Origin of the sequence: Candidatus Desulfofervidus auxilii (assembly GCF_001577525.1) — a bacterium.
Classification (GTDB): Bacteria; Desulfobacterota; Desulfofervidia; order Desulfofervidales; family Desulfofervidaceae; genus Desulfofervidus; species Desulfofervidus auxilii.
This window is the reverse complement of sequence record NZ_CP013015.1, coordinates 167,173-188,333: the sequence shown is the minus strand read 5'-3', so window position 1 is coordinate 188,333 and position 21,161 is coordinate 167,173. Positions and strand designations below refer to the sequence as shown.

General features: G+C 36.1%; 29 protein-coding genes. 22 read left to right on the top strand and 7 right to left on the bottom strand.

What is annotated here, in order from left to right:
- Positions 1-72: 72 nt before the first annotated feature.
- Genes HS1_RS00945 through HS1_RS00930 form a run of 4 tightly spaced genes read left to right on the top strand, consistent with a single transcriptional unit; the run spans position 73 to position 2,581 of the window.
- Positions 73-711, top strand: a complete 639-nt coding sequence (locus HS1_RS00945; RefSeq protein ID WP_066060308.1) for a radical SAM protein — start codon at positions 73-75, stop codon at positions 709-711.
- Positions 712-1,608, top strand: a complete 897-nt coding sequence (locus HS1_RS00940) for a GGDEF domain-containing protein (RefSeq protein ID WP_066060307.1) — start codon at positions 712-714, stop codon at positions 1,606-1,608.
- Complete coding sequence (locus HS1_RS00935) at positions 1,592-2,140, top strand: macro domain-containing protein (protein ID WP_066060306.1); 549 nt, start codon at positions 1,592-1,594, stop codon at positions 2,138-2,140. Before HS1_RS00940 ends, HS1_RS00935 begins: the two co-directional genes overlap by 17 nt.
- A gap of 45 nt (positions 2,141-2,185) precedes the next feature.
- Positions 2,186-2,581, top strand: coding sequence for a DnaJ family domain-containing protein (locus HS1_RS00930; protein WP_066060305.1), 396 nt, complete (start codon positions 2,186-2,188; stop codon positions 2,579-2,581).
- On the opposite strand, the gene HS1_RS00925 is transcribed toward HS1_RS00930, so the two are convergent.
- From HS1_RS00925 to HS1_RS00915, 3 genes are read right to left on the bottom strand one after another with little or no spacing between them, the layout of a single operon-like run.
- The gene (locus HS1_RS00925) at positions 2,573-3,823 is read right to left on the bottom strand and encodes an endonuclease Q family protein (RefSeq protein ID WP_066060304.1); all 1,251 of its coding nucleotides are present in this window, start codon (positions 3,821-3,823) and stop codon (positions 2,573-2,575) included. The genes HS1_RS00930 and HS1_RS00925 overlap by 9 nt on opposite strands.
- 9 nt (positions 3,824-3,832) lie before the next feature.
- Entirely contained in the window at positions 3,833-4,450 is a 618-nt protein-coding gene (locus HS1_RS00920) for an L-threonylcarbamoyladenylate synthase (RefSeq protein WP_066060303.1), read from the bottom strand.
- Entirely contained in the window at positions 4,447-4,872 is a 426-nt protein-coding gene (locus HS1_RS00915) for a Fur family transcriptional regulator (RefSeq protein WP_066060302.1), read from the bottom strand. The genes HS1_RS00920 and HS1_RS00915 overlap by 4 nt, the downstream gene beginning before the upstream one ends.
- A gap of 165 nt (positions 4,873-5,037) precedes the next feature.
- Between HS1_RS00915 and HS1_RS00910 the strand changes: the two genes are divergently transcribed.
- The 15 genes from HS1_RS00910 to amrS all read left to right on the top strand — a co-directional run bounded on the left by HS1_RS00910 (position 5,038) and on the right by amrS (position 14,676).
- Positions 5,038-6,315 (top strand): multiheme c-type cytochrome, encoded by a 1,278-nt coding sequence (locus tag HS1_RS00910; RefSeq protein WP_066060301.1) that lies wholly within the window; start codon positions 5,038-5,040, stop codon positions 6,313-6,315.
- 51 nt (positions 6,316-6,366) lie between these two features.
- Positions 6,367-6,831 carry a MamS/MamX family magnetosome protein gene (locus HS1_RS00905; protein WP_245670005.1) on the top strand — a complete coding sequence of 155 codons (465 nt, stop codon included), beginning with the start codon at positions 6,367-6,369 and terminating at the stop codon, positions 6,829-6,831.
- Positions 6,831-7,406 (top strand): rubrerythrin, encoded by a 576-nt coding sequence (gene rbr / locus HS1_RS00900; RefSeq protein WP_066066354.1) that lies wholly within the window; start codon positions 6,831-6,833, stop codon positions 7,404-7,406. Before HS1_RS00905 ends, rbr begins: the two co-directional genes overlap by 1 nt.
- A gap of 16 nt (positions 7,407-7,422) precedes the next feature.
- Positions 7,423-8,757, top strand: coding sequence for a multiheme c-type cytochrome (locus HS1_RS00895; protein ID WP_066060300.1), 1,335 nt, complete (start codon positions 7,423-7,425; stop codon positions 8,755-8,757).
- Entirely contained in the window at positions 8,754-8,879 is a 126-nt protein-coding gene (locus HS1_RS13735) for a hypothetical protein (RefSeq protein ID WP_281178322.1), read from the top strand. Before HS1_RS00895 ends, HS1_RS13735 begins: the two co-directional genes overlap by 4 nt.
- A 33-nt stretch (positions 8,880-8,912) precedes the next feature.
- A complete protein-coding gene (locus HS1_RS00890) occupies positions 8,913-9,260 on the top strand; it encodes a ferritin family protein (protein ID WP_066060299.1) in 348 nt (115 codons plus the stop codon).
- Entirely contained in the window at positions 9,260-9,445 is a 186-nt protein-coding gene (locus HS1_RS00885) for an indolepyruvate ferredoxin oxidoreductase subunit alpha (protein ID WP_066060298.1), read from the top strand. Before HS1_RS00890 ends, HS1_RS00885 begins: the two co-directional genes overlap by 1 nt.
- 198 nt (positions 9,446-9,643) lie before the next feature.
- A complete protein-coding gene (locus HS1_RS00880; protein WP_066060297.1) occupies positions 9,644-9,844 on the top strand; it encodes a hypothetical protein in 201 nt (66 codons plus the stop codon).
- Positions 9,845-9,859: 15 nt separating this feature from the next.
- Positions 9,860-10,018 carry a rubredoxin gene (gene rd, locus HS1_RS00875; protein ID WP_066060296.1) on the top strand — a complete coding sequence of 53 codons (159 nt, stop codon included), beginning with the start codon at positions 9,860-9,862 and terminating at the stop codon, positions 10,016-10,018.
- A 27-nt stretch (positions 10,019-10,045) separates the two neighbouring features.
- Positions 10,046-10,198 carry a rubredoxin gene (locus HS1_RS00870; RefSeq protein ID WP_066060295.1) on the top strand — a complete coding sequence of 51 codons (153 nt, stop codon included), beginning with the start codon at positions 10,046-10,048 and terminating at the stop codon, positions 10,196-10,198.
- Positions 10,195-11,376, top strand: coding sequence for an FprA family A-type flavoprotein (locus HS1_RS00865; RefSeq protein ID WP_420886052.1), 1,182 nt, complete (start codon positions 10,195-10,197; stop codon positions 11,374-11,376). The genes HS1_RS00870 and HS1_RS00865 overlap by 4 nt, the downstream gene beginning before the upstream one ends.
- Before the next feature lie 15 nt (positions 11,377-11,391).
- Positions 11,392-11,772 carry a desulfoferrodoxin gene (locus HS1_RS00860; protein WP_066060293.1) on the top strand — a complete coding sequence of 127 codons (381 nt, stop codon included), beginning with the start codon at positions 11,392-11,394 and terminating at the stop codon, positions 11,770-11,772.
- Positions 11,773-12,010: 238 nt separating this feature from the next.
- Positions 12,011-12,829 (top strand): bifunctional DNA-formamidopyrimidine glycosylase/DNA-(apurinic or apyrimidinic site) lyase, encoded by an 819-nt coding sequence (gene mutM / locus HS1_RS00855; RefSeq protein WP_066060292.1) that lies wholly within the window; start codon positions 12,011-12,013, stop codon positions 12,827-12,829.
- The gene (locus HS1_RS00850) at positions 12,829-13,485 is read left to right on the top strand and encodes a DVU0298 family protein (RefSeq protein ID WP_066060291.1); all 657 of its coding nucleotides are present in this window, start codon (positions 12,829-12,831) and stop codon (positions 13,483-13,485) included. Before mutM ends, HS1_RS00850 begins: the two co-directional genes overlap by 1 nt.
- Before the next feature lie 180 nt (positions 13,486-13,665).
- Positions 13,666-14,676: an AmmeMemoRadiSam system radical SAM enzyme gene (gene amrS, locus HS1_RS00845; protein WP_066060290.1), complete on the top strand. Its 1,011-nt coding sequence runs from the start codon at positions 13,666-13,668 to the stop codon at positions 14,674-14,676.
- Here the strand turns inward: amrS and ppcA are convergent, their stop codons facing one another.
- The 3 genes from ppcA to HS1_RS00830 form a co-directional block, all read right to left on the bottom strand.
- Positions 14,677-16,161 carry a phosphoenolpyruvate carboxylase gene (gene ppcA, locus HS1_RS00840; protein WP_245670003.1) on the bottom strand — a complete coding sequence of 495 codons (1,485 nt, stop codon included), beginning with the start codon at positions 16,159-16,161 and terminating at the stop codon, positions 14,677-14,679.
- 10 nt (positions 16,162-16,171) lie between these two features.
- The gene (locus tag HS1_RS00835; RefSeq protein WP_066060289.1) at positions 16,172-16,570 is read right to left on the bottom strand and encodes a single-stranded DNA-binding protein; all 399 of its coding nucleotides are present in this window, start codon (positions 16,568-16,570) and stop codon (positions 16,172-16,174) included.
- Positions 16,571-16,927: 357 nt separating this feature from the next.
- A complete protein-coding gene (locus HS1_RS00830) occupies positions 16,928-17,974 on the bottom strand; it encodes a cytochrome c3 family protein (RefSeq protein ID WP_066060288.1) in 1,047 nt (348 codons plus the stop codon).
- Positions 17,975-18,400: 426 nt separating this feature from the next.
- Here HS1_RS00830 and HS1_RS00825 point away from each other — a divergent pair, with 426 nt between their 5' ends.
- Positions 18,401-19,090, top strand: a complete 690-nt coding sequence (locus HS1_RS00825) for a class I SAM-dependent methyltransferase (protein ID WP_066060287.1) — start codon at positions 18,401-18,403, stop codon at positions 19,088-19,090.
- Positions 19,087-19,776 (top strand): SDR family oxidoreductase, encoded by a 690-nt coding sequence (locus HS1_RS00820; RefSeq protein WP_066060286.1) that lies wholly within the window; start codon positions 19,087-19,089, stop codon positions 19,774-19,776. The genes HS1_RS00825 and HS1_RS00820 overlap by 4 nt, the downstream gene beginning before the upstream one ends.
- On the opposite strand, the gene HS1_RS12965 is transcribed toward HS1_RS00820, so the two are convergent.
- The gene (locus HS1_RS12965) at positions 19,773-19,919 is read right to left on the bottom strand and encodes a hypothetical protein (protein WP_156469339.1); all 147 of its coding nucleotides are present in this window, start codon (positions 19,917-19,919) and stop codon (positions 19,773-19,775) included. The two genes, HS1_RS00820 and HS1_RS12965, sit on opposite strands and share 4 nt — an antisense overlap.
- Before the next feature lie 645 nt (positions 19,920-20,564).
- Between HS1_RS12965 and HS1_RS13285 the strand changes: the two genes are divergently transcribed.
- Positions 20,565-21,161 (top strand): IS110 family transposase (locus HS1_RS13285; RefSeq protein WP_172793626.1); only part of this gene is annotated, 597 nt, incomplete at its 3' end.

The window sequence follows — 21,161 nt, the reverse complement described above, 5'->3', positions numbered from 1 at the left end:
GCGAAGTCAGGAGCAAATTCCTCTGTGCACTCAATGTTAAAAATATTTGAGTTTATTGAAGCAAGTGATTAAATGGAGTTAAAAATAACAGAGTTATTTTATAGCATTCAAGGAGAGAGTTCTTATATAGGCCTACCTTGTATCTTTATACGTGTTTGTGGATGTAACCTTCGGTGCCATTATTGTGATACAAAATACGCTTACCATGAAGGGAAATACTATTCTATAGAAAAAATCATGAAATTTGTTGGTAAGTATCATACCAAATTGGTTACTATTACTGGAGGTGAGCCGTTGCTTCAGCCTTCAGTTATTCCTTTAACCAATTGTCTTTTAGAGAAAGGCTATGTGGTGCTTGTGGAAACAAATGGTTCTTTGCCTATAAATGTTTTTTCACCAAAGGTGATTCGTGTTATGGACATCAAGTGTCCTGGCAGTGGTATGAGCAATTTTATGGAGTGGAAAAATATTGATTACTTAACTATCAAGGATGAAGTTAAGTTTGTCCTATCTGATAGAGACGATTATGATTGGGCGAAGGAGATAGTCCTCAAATATCGACTTCAAAGAAGGTGTCAAGTGCTTTTTTCGCCTGTATTTCAAAAACTCTCTCTTTCTATTCTGGCTGAATGGATTTTGAGTGATCAGATTTCTGTAAGATTACAACCACAACTCCATAAAATAATCTGGGGGGAAATAAGGAGAAGATAGATGTTAATTCAGGAATTTATGCAAAAAGATGTTTGTCATGTGACTTTAGAGACTTCTTTTCGTAAATGTATAGACCAGATGGTAAAGAGAAAAGTCGGCTCGGTGGTAGTAATAGAAGAAAAGAAACCTGTAAATATTATCACTGAATCTGACATTCTTCAAGCCTTTTGTTTTTTTAACACTTTAGATGAAATCACTGCAAAGGACATTATTGCGGCCATAAAACCAGAAAAACCGCTTATTACTGCCTTAGGAACTTCTACATATTATGAATGTTATCAATTGATATTAAAACATGGGATTAAACATCTGATTATTACCGATGGCGAAAATAATTTAATAGGAATCGTTGCCCATGCAGACTTTATTAAATATTTAAATGATTTCACCATGAAAGATGCTTTAACTGGTGCTTATACCAGGCACTTTCTGGCATTTACTCTGGATAGGTTGATTGCGGAAAAAAAACCATTTGGGATGTTATTTTTGGATATAGATAGATTTAAACTAGTAAACGACAATTTTGGTCATCGGACAGGAGACTTAGTGCTAAAAGAGTTTAGTGCTCTATTGCGTCGAACTTTACGGAAAACCGATTTTGTCTTTCGCTATGGAGGAGATGAATTTGTAATAATCACTCCCCAAACTTCTCCAAAAGAACCCAAAAAAGTGGCTTTGAAATTGTTACATATAACCCGCCACTACATTTTTAACATATTGGGACATGAAATTAAAATAACCTTTAGTGGTGGGGTTTTAAGTTCTAATGAATTTAGTCTTTCCTCCGAAGAACTCCTTGATTTAGCAGATAAGGGTCTTTATGCCGCTAAACATGCAGGAAGAAACTTAATATGTGTAATAAGAAAGGAGGGAATGGAATATGCAGGTCAAGATTAAGGAAACTATTCTGGAGATTTTAAAGGGTGATATTACTCAATTGGCAGTAGATGTCATTGTTAATGCTGCTGGTGAAACATTGAAAATGGGAGGTGGAGTGGCAGGTGCCATTCTGCGCGCTGGTGGTTATAAAATTCAGGAAGAATGCGACAAGCTGGCCCCTATTAAGGCGGGAGAGGCAGTTATTACCACTGCAGGCAAGCTTAAAGCAAAATATGTAATTCATGCTGTGGGGCCCCGTTGGGGAGAAGGAGAAGAAGAGAGGAAACTCCAAAATGCGATTTTGAATAGTTTAAAGCTAGCAGATAAAAATAAATTAAGAAGTATTGCCTTCCCAGCTATAAGCACAGGAATTTTTGGTTGTCCTAAAGAATGGGCAGCCTCAATCATGATTAAAACAGTATTGGATTATTTAAAGAGTAAGACTCATTTGGAAAAAGTCGTTTTTTGCCTTTTTAGTGATGAAGATTACAAATGCTGGTCTCAGACCCTGACAAAAATGACTGAGACTTTGGGTGAAAATTTAACTTGACAGATAAAAAATTTTTAGTAAAAATATGCAGAAAAGGTTAGATTAATGTTTGTATTTAGAAAGATTGCCGAACGGCGAATTCAGGATGCAATTGAAAGAGGAGAATTTGATAATCTTCCTGGAAAAGGAAAGCCACTGCCACGGGAAGACGATGTCTATCATGTCCCACCAGAATTGCGGATGGCTTATAAAATTTTAAAAAACGCTGGTTGCTTACCTCCTGAATTGATGTTGAGGAAAGAAATTAAGGAGCTGAAAGATTTGTTGGAAACAATGGAAGATGAAAAAGAAGTCTACCTATGTTGCCGTCACCTAAATTTTCTTATTATGAAGCTCAATATTATGAGACCGGTTTCGCCCCTTTTAGAAGAAGGCCAAGTTTATTATAAAAAAATTCTTTATCGGATAGCCAAAAGAAGAGGGAAGGTCGAGTTAGAATAAACCTGCTTGTTTTATAGGTTCCTTTTTTGTTTTTTTGCTTTCAGGGAAGATTTTTATTTCTCCATATACCCCATCAAACCCAGGAGTAATAAGGACATTTCCTTCTCTCACCCGTATGATGCCCTCAAGTATTTTGGGAGGCACAAAATGGGCCAGTTCATCTAGAGGTAATTTAAGTAATATTTCAAACTCCGGAGCATGGTTCACTAAACGTTCATATTCTTCCCTTACTGTTTTAGTGCCCACCTGTCTATTCACCGCTTCGGCTATGATTTCTTCTAAAGGGATAAGGTGTATTTCAGGAATGGCATTAGGAGGGCGAAAACCCTGTGGCCTATCTGCCAAAGTTTCTACACGATGCATTACCCCCACTGTCAATCTTTGCTTACATACAGGACAGAGATAATTATGTTTCTTGGTTTGCTGTGGAGAAAAGGAAACGTTACACTTTCTATGTCCATCATAATGATATTTCCCTTCTTGAGGATAAAATTCTATAGTACACAGGAAACGGTCTCTATCCTTTTTTTTGATGGTATCTATGATTTCGTAATAATCACATTCACAAGTAAATACATTTGCCTCTCTACCTATTTTGTGTGGTGAGTGGGCATCAGAATTAGAAATAAGACTGATTTTATCTAAGGCGGAAAGACGCCAATTCATAGCTATATCAGAAGAAAGTCCAGTTTCAATAGCATAAATATTCTTAGTTTCGTTTTCAAAGGCTTCTTCAATAGAATCAAATCCTCCATTAGCACCTAATAATCCATACCAAGGCGTCCAAGCATGGGCAGGGACTAAAAGGCAGTCAGAAGACACATCTAAAACCATTTTTACCAGTTCTTTGAGATTAAAACCAAAGGTGGGACGTCCATCTGCTAAAAGGTCTCCCCGTCGGGAAAATTGTTTGTTTATTTTATCTACTACTTCAAAAGAAGGGGCCAGGATAAGAGTATGGATGCGGCGGCCTTTGCCCTGGGCCGAAAAAATATTGCTTACTTCACTAGTAAGCATAAAGCATACTTCGTCTCCTTTATTTTTCAGTTTAAATAACCCATTTCCCAAAGGTTCTAAATCTTTCTTTAATTCAGCTAAATAATGAGGGTGGGTAAAATCACCTGTGCCCAATACTTTGATACCCTTCCATTTTGCCCATTTATACAGAGTGGTAACCTCCATATCTTTACTGGTAGCTCTGCTATATTTTGAATGAATATGAAGGTCAGCAATGAACATCATAATAGCAATTTATGCCTTATTTTCATTTTTGTCTAGTCCAAATTGGTCAACTTTAATAGCACCTTTTCTCAAAATTATTGGTGGATTTACCGTTACATCTATCACTGTGGAAGGGAGCCCTCCTTTGGTAAAGCCACCATCTAAAATAGCATCAATTTGCTTTTTAATTTGAGGATGAATTTCTTGCGGAGAATTAGGAGGAGGCATACCTGAAAGATTGGCACTGGTAGCAGTAACAGGTGTCTCTGACAATTGCGCCAATTTTTGGGCCATAGGGTGGCTGGAAATCCGGATGCCTATCTTACCTGTCTCAGCTGTAAGCTCTTTAGGTAAAATGTCTTTGGCCGCAAAGATAATAGTCAATGGCCCAGGCCAGTGTTTTTCTATCAAGGTTTGTGCTATGGGAGGCACTTCTTTTATCAAATATTTTAGCCAGTTTATATTAGGGATAATAATAGAAATGGGCTTGGAAGAAGGTCGTTTTTTTATTTTAAAAAGTCTTTCCACTGCCCTGGGATTTAAGGCATCAACTCCCAATCCATAAAAGGTTTCAGTAGGATAAGCAACAACACCACCTTTTTGAATAATTTGAACTGCCTTTTCTATATTTGTTAGTTTGAGATTCATTTATTACTACGCTTTTTTAAACATTCCTGACAGACACCATAAAAATAAAGTTGAGTTGATAAAACTTTATGACCTGTTACTTTTTGAGGGAGTTTTATATCTAATAAATCATATATTTTACCACAGTTTAGACATTTAAAATGGGCATGAGGAATTGTATTGATATCATAACGGGCTTTTTCTTTATCTAAAAGTAGCTCTGTGGTGATTCCAAGCCGACTGAAGAGTTTAAGTGTATTATAAACAGAGGCTAAAGAAAGAGAAGGGAAACGTTGTCTTAAATCTTGATAGACTTCTTCGGCTGTGGGATGAATCCTATTTTGCAACAGATACTCCAAGATAATTAGTCGTGGTGTAGTTATTACTATCCTTTTTCTTCTTAATAAATTTATTTTATCTTCAAGTTCTTTTTTAAATTCCATAATGTTTTCTGATAAGTTTTTGTTTTTATATTACTTTCCCTAAAAATAAAATCAAGATTAAGATCAAAATTTAGCTTATAAATTTTATAAAAAATTTTTCTTGACAAAGACAAAAAATAAATTTAGAATGATTTTTTAAAAAAAGAAATTAAAAAGGAGAGAGACATGCAGGCAAAAATTACAGTGATGAGTATAAGTATTTTTATAGTATTATTCCTTTTAAATTCGGCCATAGCCAGAGAAGTCTGTATTTCTTGTCATAAAACAGTTACTCCAGGATTGGTAAAGGATTGGCAGACAAGTAAGCATCATGAAATGGATGTCACTTGCTCTGTTTGTCATGGGAAAAAACACAATAGTCGCAAAAATGTAAATTTGGCTCAATTACCTGATGAACATGTTTGTGCTCAATGCCATGAGACCCAATTCAATCAATTTATTAAAGGAAAACATAATCTGGGTTGGACTGCCTTGAATGCCATGCCTGTTACCCATTTGGAGCCTGATGAATTGATGGAAGGAGGAAGAGGTTGTGGAGGCTGCCACAATATGGGTATTAAGACTGAGGAGCAGAAGAAGGAATTACATGCAAAAGGTTATCGTTATCAAAACAATTCTTGTGATGAGTGTCATACGAGACATAGTTTTTCTAAAAAAGAGGCATTAGATCCCCATGCTTGTCAGCAATGCCACATGGGTTATGACCATCCCCAATGGGAGATGTGGAGCAGTAGTAAGCATGGTGCTCGCTGGTTTGCCAAAGAGGCAGGAGGACTTTCAAAAGACGCACCTGCTCCCAAGTGTCAAGATTGTCATTTACCTAATGGCACACATACCAATAGGACTGCCTGGGGATTTTTAGGAGTGAGATTACCTTTACCTAAAGATAAACAATGGGCAGAGGATCGAATAACAATATTAAAGGCTTTGGGTGTCTTGAATCCACAGACAGGAAAGCCTACTGCCAGATTGGATGTGGTAAAGGCGGCAGATATGGTGCGGTTGACTGAAGAGGATTTTCAGGCAGAAAGGGAAAAGATGATTAAAACCTGCAGTAAATGTCATTCTAAAAGCTATGCACGTAAACAATTGGAGATGGGTGATGAAATGTTAAAAAAGACAGACCATTTATTGGCTGAAGCGATTAAAATTGTTGCTGATCTCTATCAAGATGGCATTTTAAAAAAGCCAGCTAATTATGCCTTTGCTTATCCTGATTTTCTTTATTTTATGCGCACCGGTGGTGGAGACTTCAAAGAGGCATCTTATATTGAACAGGTGCTTTTTCAAATGTATATGAAGCACAGGATGCGCACTTATCAGGCATTTTTCCATGTTAATCCTGATTATGCTTATTGGTATGGCTGGGCAATGATGACAAAAGACTTAGGAGAAATTAGAGAATTGGCAAGACAAATGAGAGGGACACATAATAGTCCTTAGCAAACAGAGGCATTAGAATAAAATGAAAAAAATAATTTATAGGAGGAACAGATGAAAAAAAACATTAGAGTATTAATGATATTAATTCCTGTTTTTGTCTTTTCTTTTTGCCTTGATTCCTTTGCTCAAAGAGGAATGAGATGGAAAGGTAGTGGTGGTTGGGGAATGCGCAGTCAATATTGCAGGATGTTTAATCCTAACACAGTAGAGACAATTAAAGGAGTGGTCACTGGTATAGAAAAATTTTATCCGATGAGAGGAATGTCTTATGGTGTTCATTTAATAGTGAAAACAGAAAAAGAAACAATTTCAGTCCATCTGGGGCCTGCCTGGTTTGTTGAAAATCAAGATGTCAAAATTGGAACAGGAGATAAAGTTGAGGTCAAAGGCTCACGCATTATTTTTAAAGGAAAGCCGACTATTATTGCTATGGAAGTCAAAAAAGAAGATGGGATTTTAAAGCTCAGAGACGAAAGAGGCGTTCCTCTTTGGGCTGCATGGAGGAGGTATCAATGATGAAAAGTTTAAAAGGGACAAAAACCGAAAAAAATCTTTTGACCGCCTTTGCAGGTGAATCGCAAGCAAGGAATCGTTATACCTATTTTGCCTCGCAGGCAAAAAAGGAAGGTTATGAGCAGATAGCAGCGATATTTTTAGAAACAGCAGATAATGAAAAGGAGCATGCAAAAAGGCTTTTTAAATTTCTTCAAGGTGGTGAGGTAGAGATTACAGCTAGTTTTCCAGCAGGTGTAATTGGTAATACAAAGGAAAATCTTAAGGCTGCTGCCGCTGGTGAAAACTATGAACACACAAAGATGTATCCTGAATTTGCCCGTATTGCAGAGGAAGAGGGTTTTGAAGAGATAGCTGAAGTATTTAAAGCCATAGCAGTAGCAGAAAGACAGCATGAGAAAAGATTTCTTGCTTTACTTGATAATATTAAAAAAGATAGAGTATTTAAAAGAGAAAAAGTGGTAAAGTGGCGTTGCAGAAATTGTGGTTATATTCATGAAGGCAAAGAGCCACCAGAAAAATGTCCTGCCTGTGCCCATCCAAAGGCATATTTCGAGCTCCTTGCAGAAAACTGGTAAATAGTAGGAGTCAATGATGAGATATAGCTTCATTCTTTTAATTCTTTGTTTTTTTATTTCAATAGCATACAGTGCAGAGATGGGAAAATTTGAATACAAAGACTTTTATACACCAAAAAGATGCATGGTTTGTCATAGAGAAATATATCAAGAATGGCAAAAAAGTTTAATGGCTAAATCATTTATTCATAAGTGGGATGATGTGGAGTATTTTAAATTGGCCTTACCACATGCCTTAAAACTTAAAAAAGTAGCAGGTGTTAAGGCAGGTTGTATTGCTTGTCATGCACCTATTGCCTTTTTAACAGGTGATATTCCCCCAAAACCACCTAAAGAGAATACAAGGGCGAATGAAGGGGTAAGTTGTGAAGTCTGTCATAATATTACTGGTTCCACAGAAAAAGAGCCTTTTAATTTTAGTTTTATTATAAAGCCAGGTAAAGTGAAGTTTGGTCCAAGAGAAGATGCGCATTCATCCTTCCATAAAACTCAATATTTAGAATTTTTAAAGACCCCCAAACTTTGCGCTACTTGTCATAATGAAAAAAGTCCTTATGGTGCCTGGGTAAAGGAGACATATCGGGAATGGAAAAACGGACCTTATGCAAAAGCAGGAATACTGTGTCAGGATTGCCATATGTATCGCAGAGAGGGTAAATCGGCTTTAGGTGGAAAAACAAGAGAAGACATTGCCCATCATGTATTTCATGGAGCGCATTTTGGAAACAAATTGGCTGGAGCAGTAGATATAGCTCTTTACACAAGAAAAAAACAATTAACACCAGGTTCAGCTATACAAGTTAGAGTGGAACTCTTTAATGGCAAGGTTGGGCATTGTATTCCTTCTGGTTCTTCTGAAGAAAGGATGCTTTGGCTTGAGGTAAAAGCCATTGATGCAAAAGGAAAGATTTACTATTTAAGTGTGAAACCAAAAGAATTTGAAGGTGAAGAATATACCATCTCTGATCCAGGGGCATTGGCCTACCAAGCCATGGGTGAAATTATGGGAATAAAGGGATTTAAAGGAGTGAAAAGAGACGGTGATTTACCTAAAGGCATAAGGATATTTAGAAGGCCATTTTTTGACCCTCAAGGAAGGATGACCATTTGTCAGTGGTATACAGTTAAAAACAGACTAGTGGATTATAGAATCGGACCACAAGAGACAAAGACAGAGACCTATGCTTTGAGATTACCAAAAGACATTGCTACAGGTAAGCTGACCATTAAAGCCATCCTTTATTATAGCCTTGTGCCAAGTTCGGTAGGAAGGTTTTTAAATTTACCTCCTTCAGAATATAAGCCAATAACGGTAAATACAGCTCAAATAAATGTAGAGGTAATTAGATGAAAGAAAAAATAGAAGATGCCTTAAAAAAGGCCATCAAAATGGAAGAGGAGGGAAAACAATTTTATTTAGAAGTAGCTAAAGAGGTAAAAAGTATTTTGGTAAAAAGGTATTTGAACAATTAGCCCAGGAAGAAGATTTACACATCAAAAAGATTAATGAAGTTTATGCTTTGCTTAAAGAGAAAAAAACCACTTAAATGGATTACTTCAATAGGTAATCCCTCAAGAGTACAGAAAGTATTTCAAGAATCTTTAGTTGAACAGGCAAAGGCATCTTCTGATGAGAGTGAAGCCCTGCGTTTTGCCTTAAACAGAGGAGAAGATAGCATAAAATATTATGAAGCCTTGGCAGAACAAACAGAGGATAATAAAGAAAAACGTTTTTATCTTGCTCTTTCTCGGGAAAAAAGAAATCATTACCTTATTATTTTGGATTCTATTGAATATCTTACTGCTCCTGCAGGTTGGTTACAACTTCATGAAAAGACCTTACTTGAAGGCTAGTGTATCTTGTTACTGTTAATAAAGACAAATGTGAAGGATGTGGAGCATGTATAAGTATTTGCCCAATGGATGTGTTTGAAATGGTTGATGATGAAATAGAAGTGGTGGATGTTTCTAGTTGTAAAGAATGTGAAAGTTGTGTGGAGGTATGTCCTTTAGAGGCTATAGAGATAAGTGAGTTATAAAGGGAAAAATAAATGAAAATCTGTTTCTTTACCTTGTATAGTAGCTGATTGGGAAAGAAATCTACATGCAAAATGACTTTAGCCAAAGCACTTAAAAAAGGGGAATCGTAAAGAGAAGTTTCCATAAAGCAGGTGCCATAAAACCTGGCTAACATTGCCTGTCATCCCACAGAAGTAAAAGAGTATGGGGAAAATCTGATGTCTTATGCCTATGAAAATTTGACCAACAATCTTGTATATCACATGCTTATGACAGCCATAAATGGAATGCAAATATTTGGCCTGATTTATACCCAAGAAGAACAAAAAGAAAGAAATAAAAATATGCAAAATGTTTGTCTTTCTTGCCATAGTCAAAAGTGGTACATGAGCAAAAATATTCAAGTAAAACTAAAATAGAGTAGAGGAGGACTTATGAAATACAAGTGTCAGGTATGTGGTTATGTGTATAACCCAGAGGTAGGGAATCCAGGTAATGGGATTTCCCCAGGGACAGCGTTTGCAGATTTACCTGATGATTGGGTTTGTCCTGTGTGTGGAGCCACCAAGGATGAATTTAAACCCGAAGTTTAACAAAAATTTGATAAGGAGGTGATACAAATGAAAAAATATAAATGCACAGTTTGTGGGTATGTTTATGATCCAGAGAAGGGGATTCCTCCAGGGACTCCTTTTGAAAAATTGCCTGAATATTATAAATGCCCAGTGTGTGGATTTCCTGAAGAAAAATATGTGCCATTGGAGGAAAACTGATGCCTCAAAAGATTAAAGAAGATATATTTTTTATTGGAATTAGGGATTGGGATAGGCGTTTATTTGATGAGCTGATCCCTCTACCTGATGGCACTAGTTATAATGCCTATTTGGTTAAAGGCAGTGAAAAAATAGCCCTTATTGATACAGTTGATCCCACAAAAAAGGAAGCTTTAATCAATCAGTTAAAAACCCTTAACCTCTCAGAGCTTGATTTTGTTATTTCTCAACATGCTGAGCAGGACCATTCAGGTGTTCTACCAGAGGTGCTTAATCTTTATCCTAAAGCAAAATTGGTAACAAATAAAAAATGTCAATCTTTGCTTATGGATTTACTACTTATTCCTAAAGACCGCTTTTTAATTATAGAAGATGGACAAAGGCTTTCTTTAGGTAATAAAACCTTACGCTTTATCTTTACTCCTTGGGTTCACTGGCCAGAAACTCTGTGCACTTATCTTGAAGAAAATAAAATCCTTTTTAGCTGTGATTTTTTTGGCTCACACTATGCTACAAGCAAATTGTTTGCAAATGAAAAGGAAGTTTATTTTCCAGCTAAACGCTATTATGCTGAAATCATGATGCCTTTTAGAAAAAATATAAAAAGAAATCTTGAAAAAATAGAAGGTTTTGAAATTGAGATGATTGCTCCAAGTCACGGCCCAATTTATTTTCATCCCCAGTTCATCCTGGATGCTTATAAGCAATGGGTCTCTGATGAAGTAAAAAATGAAGTGATTATTCCCTATGTTTCTATGCACGGAAGCACAGAAAAAATGGTTAATTTTTTTATAGACTGTCTTATCCAAAGAGGCATTGGCGTAAAACCCTTTATGCTCAGCAAGACAGATATAGGGGAATTAGCAATGGCCATGGTAGATGCTGCTACTATTGTACTGGCAGCCCCTATGGTGCTAGCTGGGCCTCATCCCCTAGCTATACATACGGCCTATTTGGCTAATGCCCTCCGTCCCAAGGCAAAATTTGCTTCTTTTATTGGTTCATATGCTTGGGGAGGTAAGTTATTAGAAACTATTAAGGGAATACTTTCTAACTTTAAGGGTGAGTTTTTAGAACCTATTTTGGCCAGAGGATATCCAAAGAAGGCTGATTTTGAAAATCTTGAAAGATTAGCAGATGAAGTCTTAAGTAAACATAAAGAAATTGGCATTATTTAAGTAGGAGGTAAAAAAATGACCAAAAGATTGCAGATTTACAAATGTGAGGTGTGTGGAAACATTGTGGAAGTTTTACATGAAGGTAAGGGTGAACTGGTCTGTTGTGGGCAACCGATGAAACTTTATGAAGAAAATACTGTGGATGCAGCCAAAGAAAAGCATGTGCCTGTGATTGAAAAGATAGAAGGTGGTTTTAAGGTAAAGGTGGGAAGTGTTACTCATCCTATGGAGGAAAAACATTACATTGAATGGATTGAGGTCATTGTTGACGGTAAGGCTTATCGGCAGTTTTTAAAACCAGGAGAGATACCTGAAGCTGTTTTTAATATTGAGGCAGAAAAAATAATCGCAAGGGAATATTGTAATTTACATGGTTTGTGGCGCGTTGATGGCTAGCAAATGGAAATTATAACATTAAACATCAACTTGATTCAGGAACTAAAACTTACTGAGCAGGAGAAAAAGGATTTAGTAGCATTTTTAAGATGTCTTTAAGGGAGGCTATCCTGAAAAAATTTTATTCATTTGCACCCACAATGCGGCACATCCTCAGATGGCTGAAAGTTTGATGAATGCTTGATGCTCTTATTAGAGGGGTAAGGGATGAAATTAAAGTGACACTTGGGAAAAATTTATGCCTGAGCTTCCAGAGGTAGAAATCATTGTAAGAAAACTTAAAACTTTTTTAATTGGAAAGGTTCCAATAAGGATAATATGCAATAAAGCAAAGCTTCTAAAGACATCACAATGTTTATCCATGGCATTGGACCGCCCTATTTATGATATATCACGTAAAGGTAAATTAATTATTCTTTCTGTCCCACCTTATGCCTGGCTTATTCATTTAAAGATGACCGGACAATTATGGTGGCAACATAAGGATACTCCCTTACCGTCCTATACGCATTTAACCATTTTATTTAAAGATACAGAATATCAATTGCGTTTTGCAGATTCACGCCAATTTGGTTACTTACAAATTGTGCCTGAAAAGGTGTTATCCCAAGTGCCTTTTTTACAAAAATTAGGGCCAGATGCTTTAACTATTACTCCACTTACATTTAAAAAAAGACTGCAAAATAGACATGCAATTATTAAATCTCTATTACTTAACCAACAATGCCTAGCAGGATTAGGCAATATTTACAGTGATGAAGCCTTATGGTTGGCAAAAATTCATCCCTTAACACCTGCAAACACTATAAATCAAACACAAATAAAAAAACTCACTATAGCCATACATAAAGTATTAAAACGTGCTTTAAAGCTAGGCGGCACTTCTATAAAAAGCTATGTCCATCCAGATGGACAAAAAGGACTTTATCAAAATTGCTTGTTTATTTATGGCAAAGCAGGTTTACCTTGTCAACGTTGTGGTAGTCTTATTAAACGTCTTAAGATTGGTGGCAGAAGTAGCTATTTTTGCCCTGTTTGTCAGCCCAGGATTAATTAATGCATTTACAGAAACAAACCATTAAAGAGTTACTTTTAAAAAGGGATTTTGAACAAATTATCTTTTTATGCAATAAAAATGTGCGTGCTTTTAAGTTTTTGCGTTCCTGTCTTTATGATGTTGATTCAAGAATTTATTGGCCAGCAATAGAGGCTATAGCTAAATTAATGCAAGTGTGGTGGCAAGAGAATAAAAAAGAAAAAGTGAGGGAGTTTATACGAAATCTTTTTTGGTCTATGAATGACGAATCAGGCGGTATTGGCTGGAATGCACCTCAAACTGTGGCAGAGATAATTATCCACATTCCTCAACTACTTGAACCCTATGGCAGTATGATGGTTGCTCATGCCTTTGAAGAACCACCATTGGTGAAAGGTGGATTATGGGGTATTGGACGTTTAGGAGAAAGGATAAAAGATTCAGTATCCTTTTTTCAAAATGAAATTTTTTCACAGGTTTTAAAAATAAATGAACCAGAAACACTAGGGCTTTTTGCCTGGGCAATGGGAAAAGTGAGCTTTAAACCTGCTTTGCCTTATTTAAAAGATTTACTTCAGCGAACTGAAGAAGTAGCAATTTATATTGATGGCAAGTTTTATAAAAAACCATTAGGCAAATGGGCAAGTGAAGCAATAAAGAAAATAAAGGGTAAATAAGTTTAGCTGGTATATTTTGTAGATTCTACTATAACATACCAAAATCAGATTTGAACAGATCAAAAATAATAGGTATTAAGTTTATCCAAAAGTCAAGAAAAAACGGCTGTAAAGTCTCAATTTTATTTAATACTTGACAAAATACATTTTAATCTACATTTTAAATTCAAGGAGGCAAAGATGAAAGAAGCCATGCTTTATGAAAAACTCAAAGGGAATAAAGTACGATGCAATCTGTGTGCTCACCACTGTGTTATCAATTCAGGGAAACGCGGTATTTGTGGAGTAAGAGAAAACCAGGATGGGATATTAAACTCACTGGTTTATGGTAAAGTAGTTGCTGAACACAATGACCCCATTGAGAAAAAACCCCTTTATCATTTTTATCCTGGCAGTCTTTCTTTTTCCATTGCCACCGTAGGTTGTAATTTTAAGTGTCTTTTTTGTCAGAATGCAGACATTTCCCAAATGCCTAAAGAAGAAGGGAAAATTCTAGGTTGGGATACTACACCTAAAGAGATTGTAGCTAAGGCATTATCTCAAAAAGCTAGTTCTATTGCTTATACCTATACAGAACCCACCATATTTTTTGAATTGGCCTATGATACTGCTTATCAAGCAGTAAAAAAAGGATTGAAAAACTTATTTGTTACCAATGGATACATGACTAAAGACGCCTTGGAAACCATTAAGCCTTATCTCCATGCAGCTAATGTTGATTTGAAATCTTTTCAAGACACATATTATAAAAAGATATGTGGAGGGAGATTACAACCTGTATTGGATACTATTACCAATATGGTCAAAATGGGCATTTGGGTAGAGGTAACCACCCTTCTTATTCCTACCCTGAATGACTCAGAAGATGAGTTAAAAGATATAGCCAGGTGGCTCTATCAACTAAATCCTGATATTCCCTGGCACATTAGCCGTTTTTTCCCTACATATCGTCTTACCAATCTTCCACCCACACCCATAGAAACTATACACAGAGCGAGAGAAATTGGCCTGGAAGAAGGGTTACATTACGTTTATACAGGCAATATCCCTGGGAACAAAGGGGAAAATACCTATTGCCATCATTGCAATAATTTACTCATTGGCAGATATGGATATACCATAATAGAATACAATATTAAAGATGGATGCTGTGCCCATTGCGGAACAAAAATCCCTGGGGTAGGGATGTAATTACCCCAAAAAATTTCTGATATGGGCTGCTTCTGTTACAAGAGAAGAAATGATTTCATAGTGTTCAAATTTTAAATCATTAATGATATGAGATGTAATTTGTTTATGTTCTAAATCTATCTCAAAAGAAAATAGTTCACATAATTTTTCCCAAGTTGTTTTTACAGATTTTGAGGTATCTTTTGGTAGAATATCCAACACCTTTTCATTAAAGAATTTAAGGGCATTGCCCATGCTTTGTTCAAAGTCAACATAAACATCTTTCAGAAAGACAATATCCTTATCATCTAAGGCATGAAAACCCAGTATTTCTGGCGGTAAACCAAGAGAATAACAAGCAGCACAAAAACCAATAGCCCGTGGTAGGATAATACCTCCTAGTTTTCTAGAATAACCAAATAGCCCTATGTGTAATTTGCGTCTTCTTCTCTTGGGCACATATCTGGCCACCTTATTGATCAATGGTGCTAAGGCCTCTACTTGTTTGGCATAGGCCATGGAAACTTTATCTATTATCTTTAAACATTTTTCTTCATCCACTACCCAGCCATGTAATCTAGGAGTTTGTTTTAGTTTTTGGATAGCGCTAATCACTTCCTGCACAGGAAAATCATACTTGAAGGCAGATTGAACAGTAAAGGTCTGCACATCTGGAAACTCAAAACAGAGATTTCTGACATTGTCAGGTCTGAAATTTCCTCTAAAAGGCACTGTTCCTACACCCAGTATAGGATAGATAGGTTTTTCCAATCTTTCAGAAAGTTTCCTCAATCGTTGTAAGGAGATTTTGATCAATAAAACAGCACTTATCATTCCATAATTTAAGGCAGGATCTGACCTTGCTAAAAATACTCGATGATAGGGAAATTTTTTGTCTTTTAAATATTCAGAAAGTATATGATGGGCTTCTAACAGGTATTGTTTGTCTTCAAAAAGAGGAATTACATTGATAGTTTGTGGATAAAACTTTCCAATCCAATCAGCAATGGTAATATCACCGGGAGATAATGTTAAATTCTGCTTACCAGCTACGAATTCTTTGTAATAATAATAAATCCGATTAAGACATTGCGAAGAAGTAGTCATAGGCAAGATGACTTCAAAAATCGGAGGGATATCTTTTTTATAAAAGAGTTTAGCAGTATCATAAGAGCGAGGAATACTTTCTAACGTTTCAAAAATGATTTTGGCTTCTTCCTTTTCCACAGTGGGATTGGGTATCCTTAAAGTAATAAAAATTTCTTTACCCAAAGGGTGTTTTTTGAAAAACCGTTCATATCTAGCTAAGAGTTTTCTAACCACATAAATATCTACCTCTTTTCCTTCACAATCCCACATTTGCTCATCACAATCCAGATGGGAAAAGGCGTAATAAGCCTCTTGTATTTCATCTTCTCCCCCCATTTCGGAACTTTGGGTAAAAAATGGCGGAGTTACATTGTCAGGGTGTTGGGTAGACATCACTCGAGGAATTTTGGGAAGCATACTTTATATTTTAAAAGGGAATGTCTTCTTCAACAGGTGCTTCTTCAGGAACAGGCACTTCTTCTTCAGAAGGTTTTTCTGGTTTCCCTAAAAGTTGTAATCTTTGAGCAATAATTTCAGTAGTCCATTGTTTTTTCCCATCCCTATCTTCCCAGGAACGAGTCCTTAACCTTCCTTCAATATATACTTGTTTCCCTTTATTTAAATATTGACCACAAAATTCCCCTAATTTCCCCCAGGCTACTATCCGATGCCACTCAGTAGATTCCGTCCTTTCTCCTTGTTTGTTTGTCCATCGTTCTGTGGTAGCAATTCTAAAATTAGCTACCGGTGTACCATTTGGTGTATAACGGAGCTCTGGATCTGCACCTAAATGCCCAATAAGAATTACTTTGTTAATACCCGCCATAATTTTACCCTCCCTGTCCCCACCTTCGGGCAGTTAAATTTTGCTAAAAATTTAACATAACAGGATAAATAAAACAAGAACCCCCAATTTCTGATAACTTTAAAAGAAAACCCACCCACCTGCCTGTCGGCAGACACGGCCGTCAGGCAGGCGGGCAAATATAGTAAAATAAAGCAAATTTTTAAAAAAACATATTTAAAGTTTCCATATAAAGAAAGAAAAAGTTTTTCTTTAATTATTAAACTTAAAATGATTAAAGACGGCCTTTTTAGGGGTCGTGTCTTTGCATTTTAATTCTTTCCACTGCTGGGACAGCCTTTTAGGCTGTCCCATTAAAAATCAAGGCGCTTGTGAGATTTAACTACCACCTTTTTCTGTATGACAAACAAAACAGCCACAGTCTGGGTCTGATGTGCCTGCTTTACACTCATTTTCATAATCCCATCTAAGCATATCTGAATATGGACTTCCATGTGGACGATGGCAGGAAAGACAAGAAACTTGGTCCTCTCCTGGTGTTACAGTTGAGCTGGCTGCTGTCATGCTTGTTAAAGTGCTTTCAAGTCTAGCTATAGGAGCTAAAGGGTTGTAGGTTGTATAATTTGCATATTCACCACTATTTGGTAAGGCATAATCTGATGGGTGCTTTTTCCAATGCCCAGTATTATCTCCATAAAATCCCCAATGACAGGCAGCACAATATCTACTTATAGAATGAGAAGCACCTGAATAATCCTCTGAACTAGCAGCACCACAATATTCATTATGGTCAGTTGAACTTACAGTATATTCCCAATCACCATCTTCTATACCTGCAACCCCATAAAAATTATAACTACCTTCCTGAAAAGAAGATGGGTGGTAATAGTCAAGGCTTAAAAACCTATACTTAACTTCTTCATCATCACCTACAACTGGGCCACTATCATCTACATGATGTTTTGGATTATGACAAAAGACACATTTAGTAAGCACCATATTACCACTACCATGACAACTACTGCAGGTTGTACCGTCCACATGACCTGGAGTTTGAGAAAAATTGCTATCTTGACTTACTCCAGGAATATCAGTTACATTGTGACCACATTCATCACACCCATTGGCTACCCAATAAAAATTTCCACCTGCAAGGGTATCTGTTCCATAAGTTAGGGAACTTGTAGAATAGACATAAGGAGTAGTATTTGTGCCATCATTTTCTCCTGTGTGGCAACCAACACAGTTATTTACTAGTAACGACTCATAAGGTCCACTCTGCCCCCACTCTGAAAGTACACCCCCATCCTGGCTATAATGCATGGTATGACAATTTGAACAGACACCTGATACCTTAGCCTGTGCTATCCCATAAAGGCCAACCAAACCTACAATAAGCACCAAGATTAAACCCCATTTTCGCATTTCCTTTCACCTCCTTTTTTCTTTATTATAGCCATTTATATCCAAAATGTCAACTAAAAGCCTGTTTATCAGGTTATTTCACAATCCCCTATTTATATGTTAAGGCAAAAAATGTGCCATTTTGGGAAAATTTGGATGTCTCGGAACTTGTAAGAAGACCAGCTTTAAATAACACTCCTTACCTCTTCTTAAATTGACAAATTTTGTTATTCAAATGACAAAATTTGTAGGAAATGGGGTCAGATACTGTGGTCAAAGTCAAGCAATTGAATTATTTTTATAAATTACGTGTGCTATTAACACCAATTTCCTCAATTAAAATAATTACACCCCTGCGAGTGGAGACGCTAGAATAGAAAATAAATCGCGGATTTTGAAAAGAAGATGTTATTTTAAAATATCTCAAAATGTAATATTATTAATTTTATGGAACCAGTAGCTTATTTTGAGCAAATTGCGTCTAAATACGATACCTGGTACACCACACCCATAGGCAGCTATGTAGATGCAGTGGAAAAAGAGCAGGTATTTTCTCTTATGAAGGGGCAAAAGGGCGTAATTCTAGATTTAGGTTGTGGTACGGGCAATTATACTTTAGCTTTGAATAGATTAGGAATAAAGGTGATAGGATTAGATAAATCTATGGAGATGTTAAAAATCGCCATACAAAAAATGTCTGTTCCATTTGTATTGGGAGATGCCAGTATTTTACCATTTAAAAATCAATCTCTAGACAGTATATTAAGCATTACTTTGTTTGAATTTTTAACCTATCCTGAAAAGACACTCAGCGAGATTTATCGGGTTTTAAGGCCTAAGGGAGAAATTATTTTAGGAACAATGAATACCTTTAGTGCCTGGTTTTTATTTAAGCGGCTAAAGTCTATTTTTAAGGAGACAGCCTATCGCTATGCCAGGTTTTATACTGTTAACCAATTGAAAATTCTTTTTAAGCAAGCTGGTTTTATTAATTTAACCACCAGAGGTGTAATTTATTTTCCTGCCTTTATTCCGTGTTTTTTAATCCCCCTGGTAGAGAAATTAGATCGCAAATGGGCAACCTCGCCATTAAGACACTTAGCCGCTTTTGTATTGATTAGGGGAGAAAAGCCATGAATGTTATTATTGCTGGCGCTACAGGAGACATAGGAAGAGCTATTGCTAAAGCCTTAGCTCCAGGACATAGATTACTTTTAACCTATAGAGACCAAGAAAAGAAAAATGAATTAGCTCAAGACCTGTCTAATATAGAAGATATTGTCTTCGTCTCTATTAAAAATTTATGGGAAGACGCAAAAGTAATTGAAAAAAAATTTGATTCATTTAATCCTGAAATATTCATTAATGCTATAGGTGCTGGATTTTATGCCAAGGTAGAAGATACCACTTTAGAAATGTTAGATGCTTCTTATGAAACCAATTTGAAAATTCCCTTTTTTCTCACTCAAATGGCATATAACATATTTTTAAAACAAAAAAAGGGATATGTTATTTTCGTTAATTCCATTTCTGGTTTAGAGGGTTTTCCTTATGGAACAGCCTATAGTGCTATGAAGTTTGCTTTGCGAGGATTGGCTGAAGTAATGTATAAAGAAGGAAAACGTTATGGGATTAAAGTTACTAGTATATTTCCAGGAATTGTAAAGACAAAACTTATTCAAAAAATGCCCTTTTGCCCAAAAGAGAAATGTCTTTTATCACCAAAGATAATAGCTGATACTATTGTATATCTGTTAAATCTTGACCCTACAGTGGAAGTAAAAGAAATTATCCTAAAAAACAAAGAGTTGCTCTGGCGTTAGTGCCCGCCACCCTTCATATAATCCCGAATGCTTTTTAGGGTGACAAATGTGAGACCTAAACCCAGTGCACCCATTGCAGAATAGAATACACCCAAAAATATAATATGGCTTGGATCCCAGTTTAAAACCAACCAGGGTAACATATCTGCCTCCTTAAAATATTTTTATGAAATTAACAAAAATAGTTGACAAAGTCAATGCTAAAATCAAAATCCTTTTTTAATTAGTAAAAAACCTCCTTAAATAAAGACCACTCGATTTAAGCTATATAACATGGCAGGAAAGTTTTTCTTAAAGTATGAAACCATGCTTACCTTGAGAATAGAATTTCTTATGTGTATCAAAAACACTTATGTTGTTCAGGGCTACGTCAAAGTCAGGCTATAAGTAATTTAACAAAAATAAAAAATCTAAATTTCAAAATCCAAATGCCAAATGAAATCCAAATGTCTAAATGCCAAAACATTAAATCAGTGAGTAGTGAAATAGTGAGGGAATGAAATAGTCAAATGTAGTGGAATTGGGGTCTATAATTAAAAGTGAGAGTAAAAAATAGGGAATGAAATTAAGAAGCCTTCTTTATGTGATATAAATGATAAATGGCTAGGGGAACATTTGTGGCTAACGGGGTCAGTCAATAATGTTGAATTATTGTGACTCGGTTTGAATTGCCGGATGTTCTCCTGCCAATACCCTGTCTAATGGAAAGGTGCCTTTAAGTGGCTATTATAGACGGGATAAAGGTATTGGCAGAGCCATAAAATATCAAACATAAAGGAGGGTGAGGCGTGAAAAGGTTATCTGGAGGAATCGATATTGGCAGTGATAATCATCACATAATTATCATGGATGATGAAGAACAGATTTTGTATGACCAGAAGATAGCACACAAATTCAGTGAATTTTATAAGGCAGTTAGAGAATTTAGAGAGATTGAGAAAAGAGAAGGTGGGATAATATCATTTGCAATTGAAGGAAAGAATGGATACGGAGCACCATTTGATCGGATACTTATAGAGAGCGGATTCACCTTATACAATGTAGATAATTTAAAATTAAAACAATTTCGGAATGTATTTGGGGCAGAATGGCGTAACGATAAAAGGGACGCAAAAATGTTAGCAAAAATGCTGAAATTAAGAGATTATTTAGACGCTGAAAATGAAAAGGCATTCATTGCGGTAGAGAAGGCAACAAAAATCAATGAAAAGTTAAAGATTCTGTCTCGGCATCAACAAACCCTGATAGATGAGAAGATAAGGTTGCAAAACAGGCTTCGAAAAAGGCTATTAGAAGTATGTCCTGAGATATTAGAGATTGGTGATACAGACAGCAAGAAGATGTTGAGGCTTCTGGTAAGGTATCCTGATTTTTCGAGATATAAG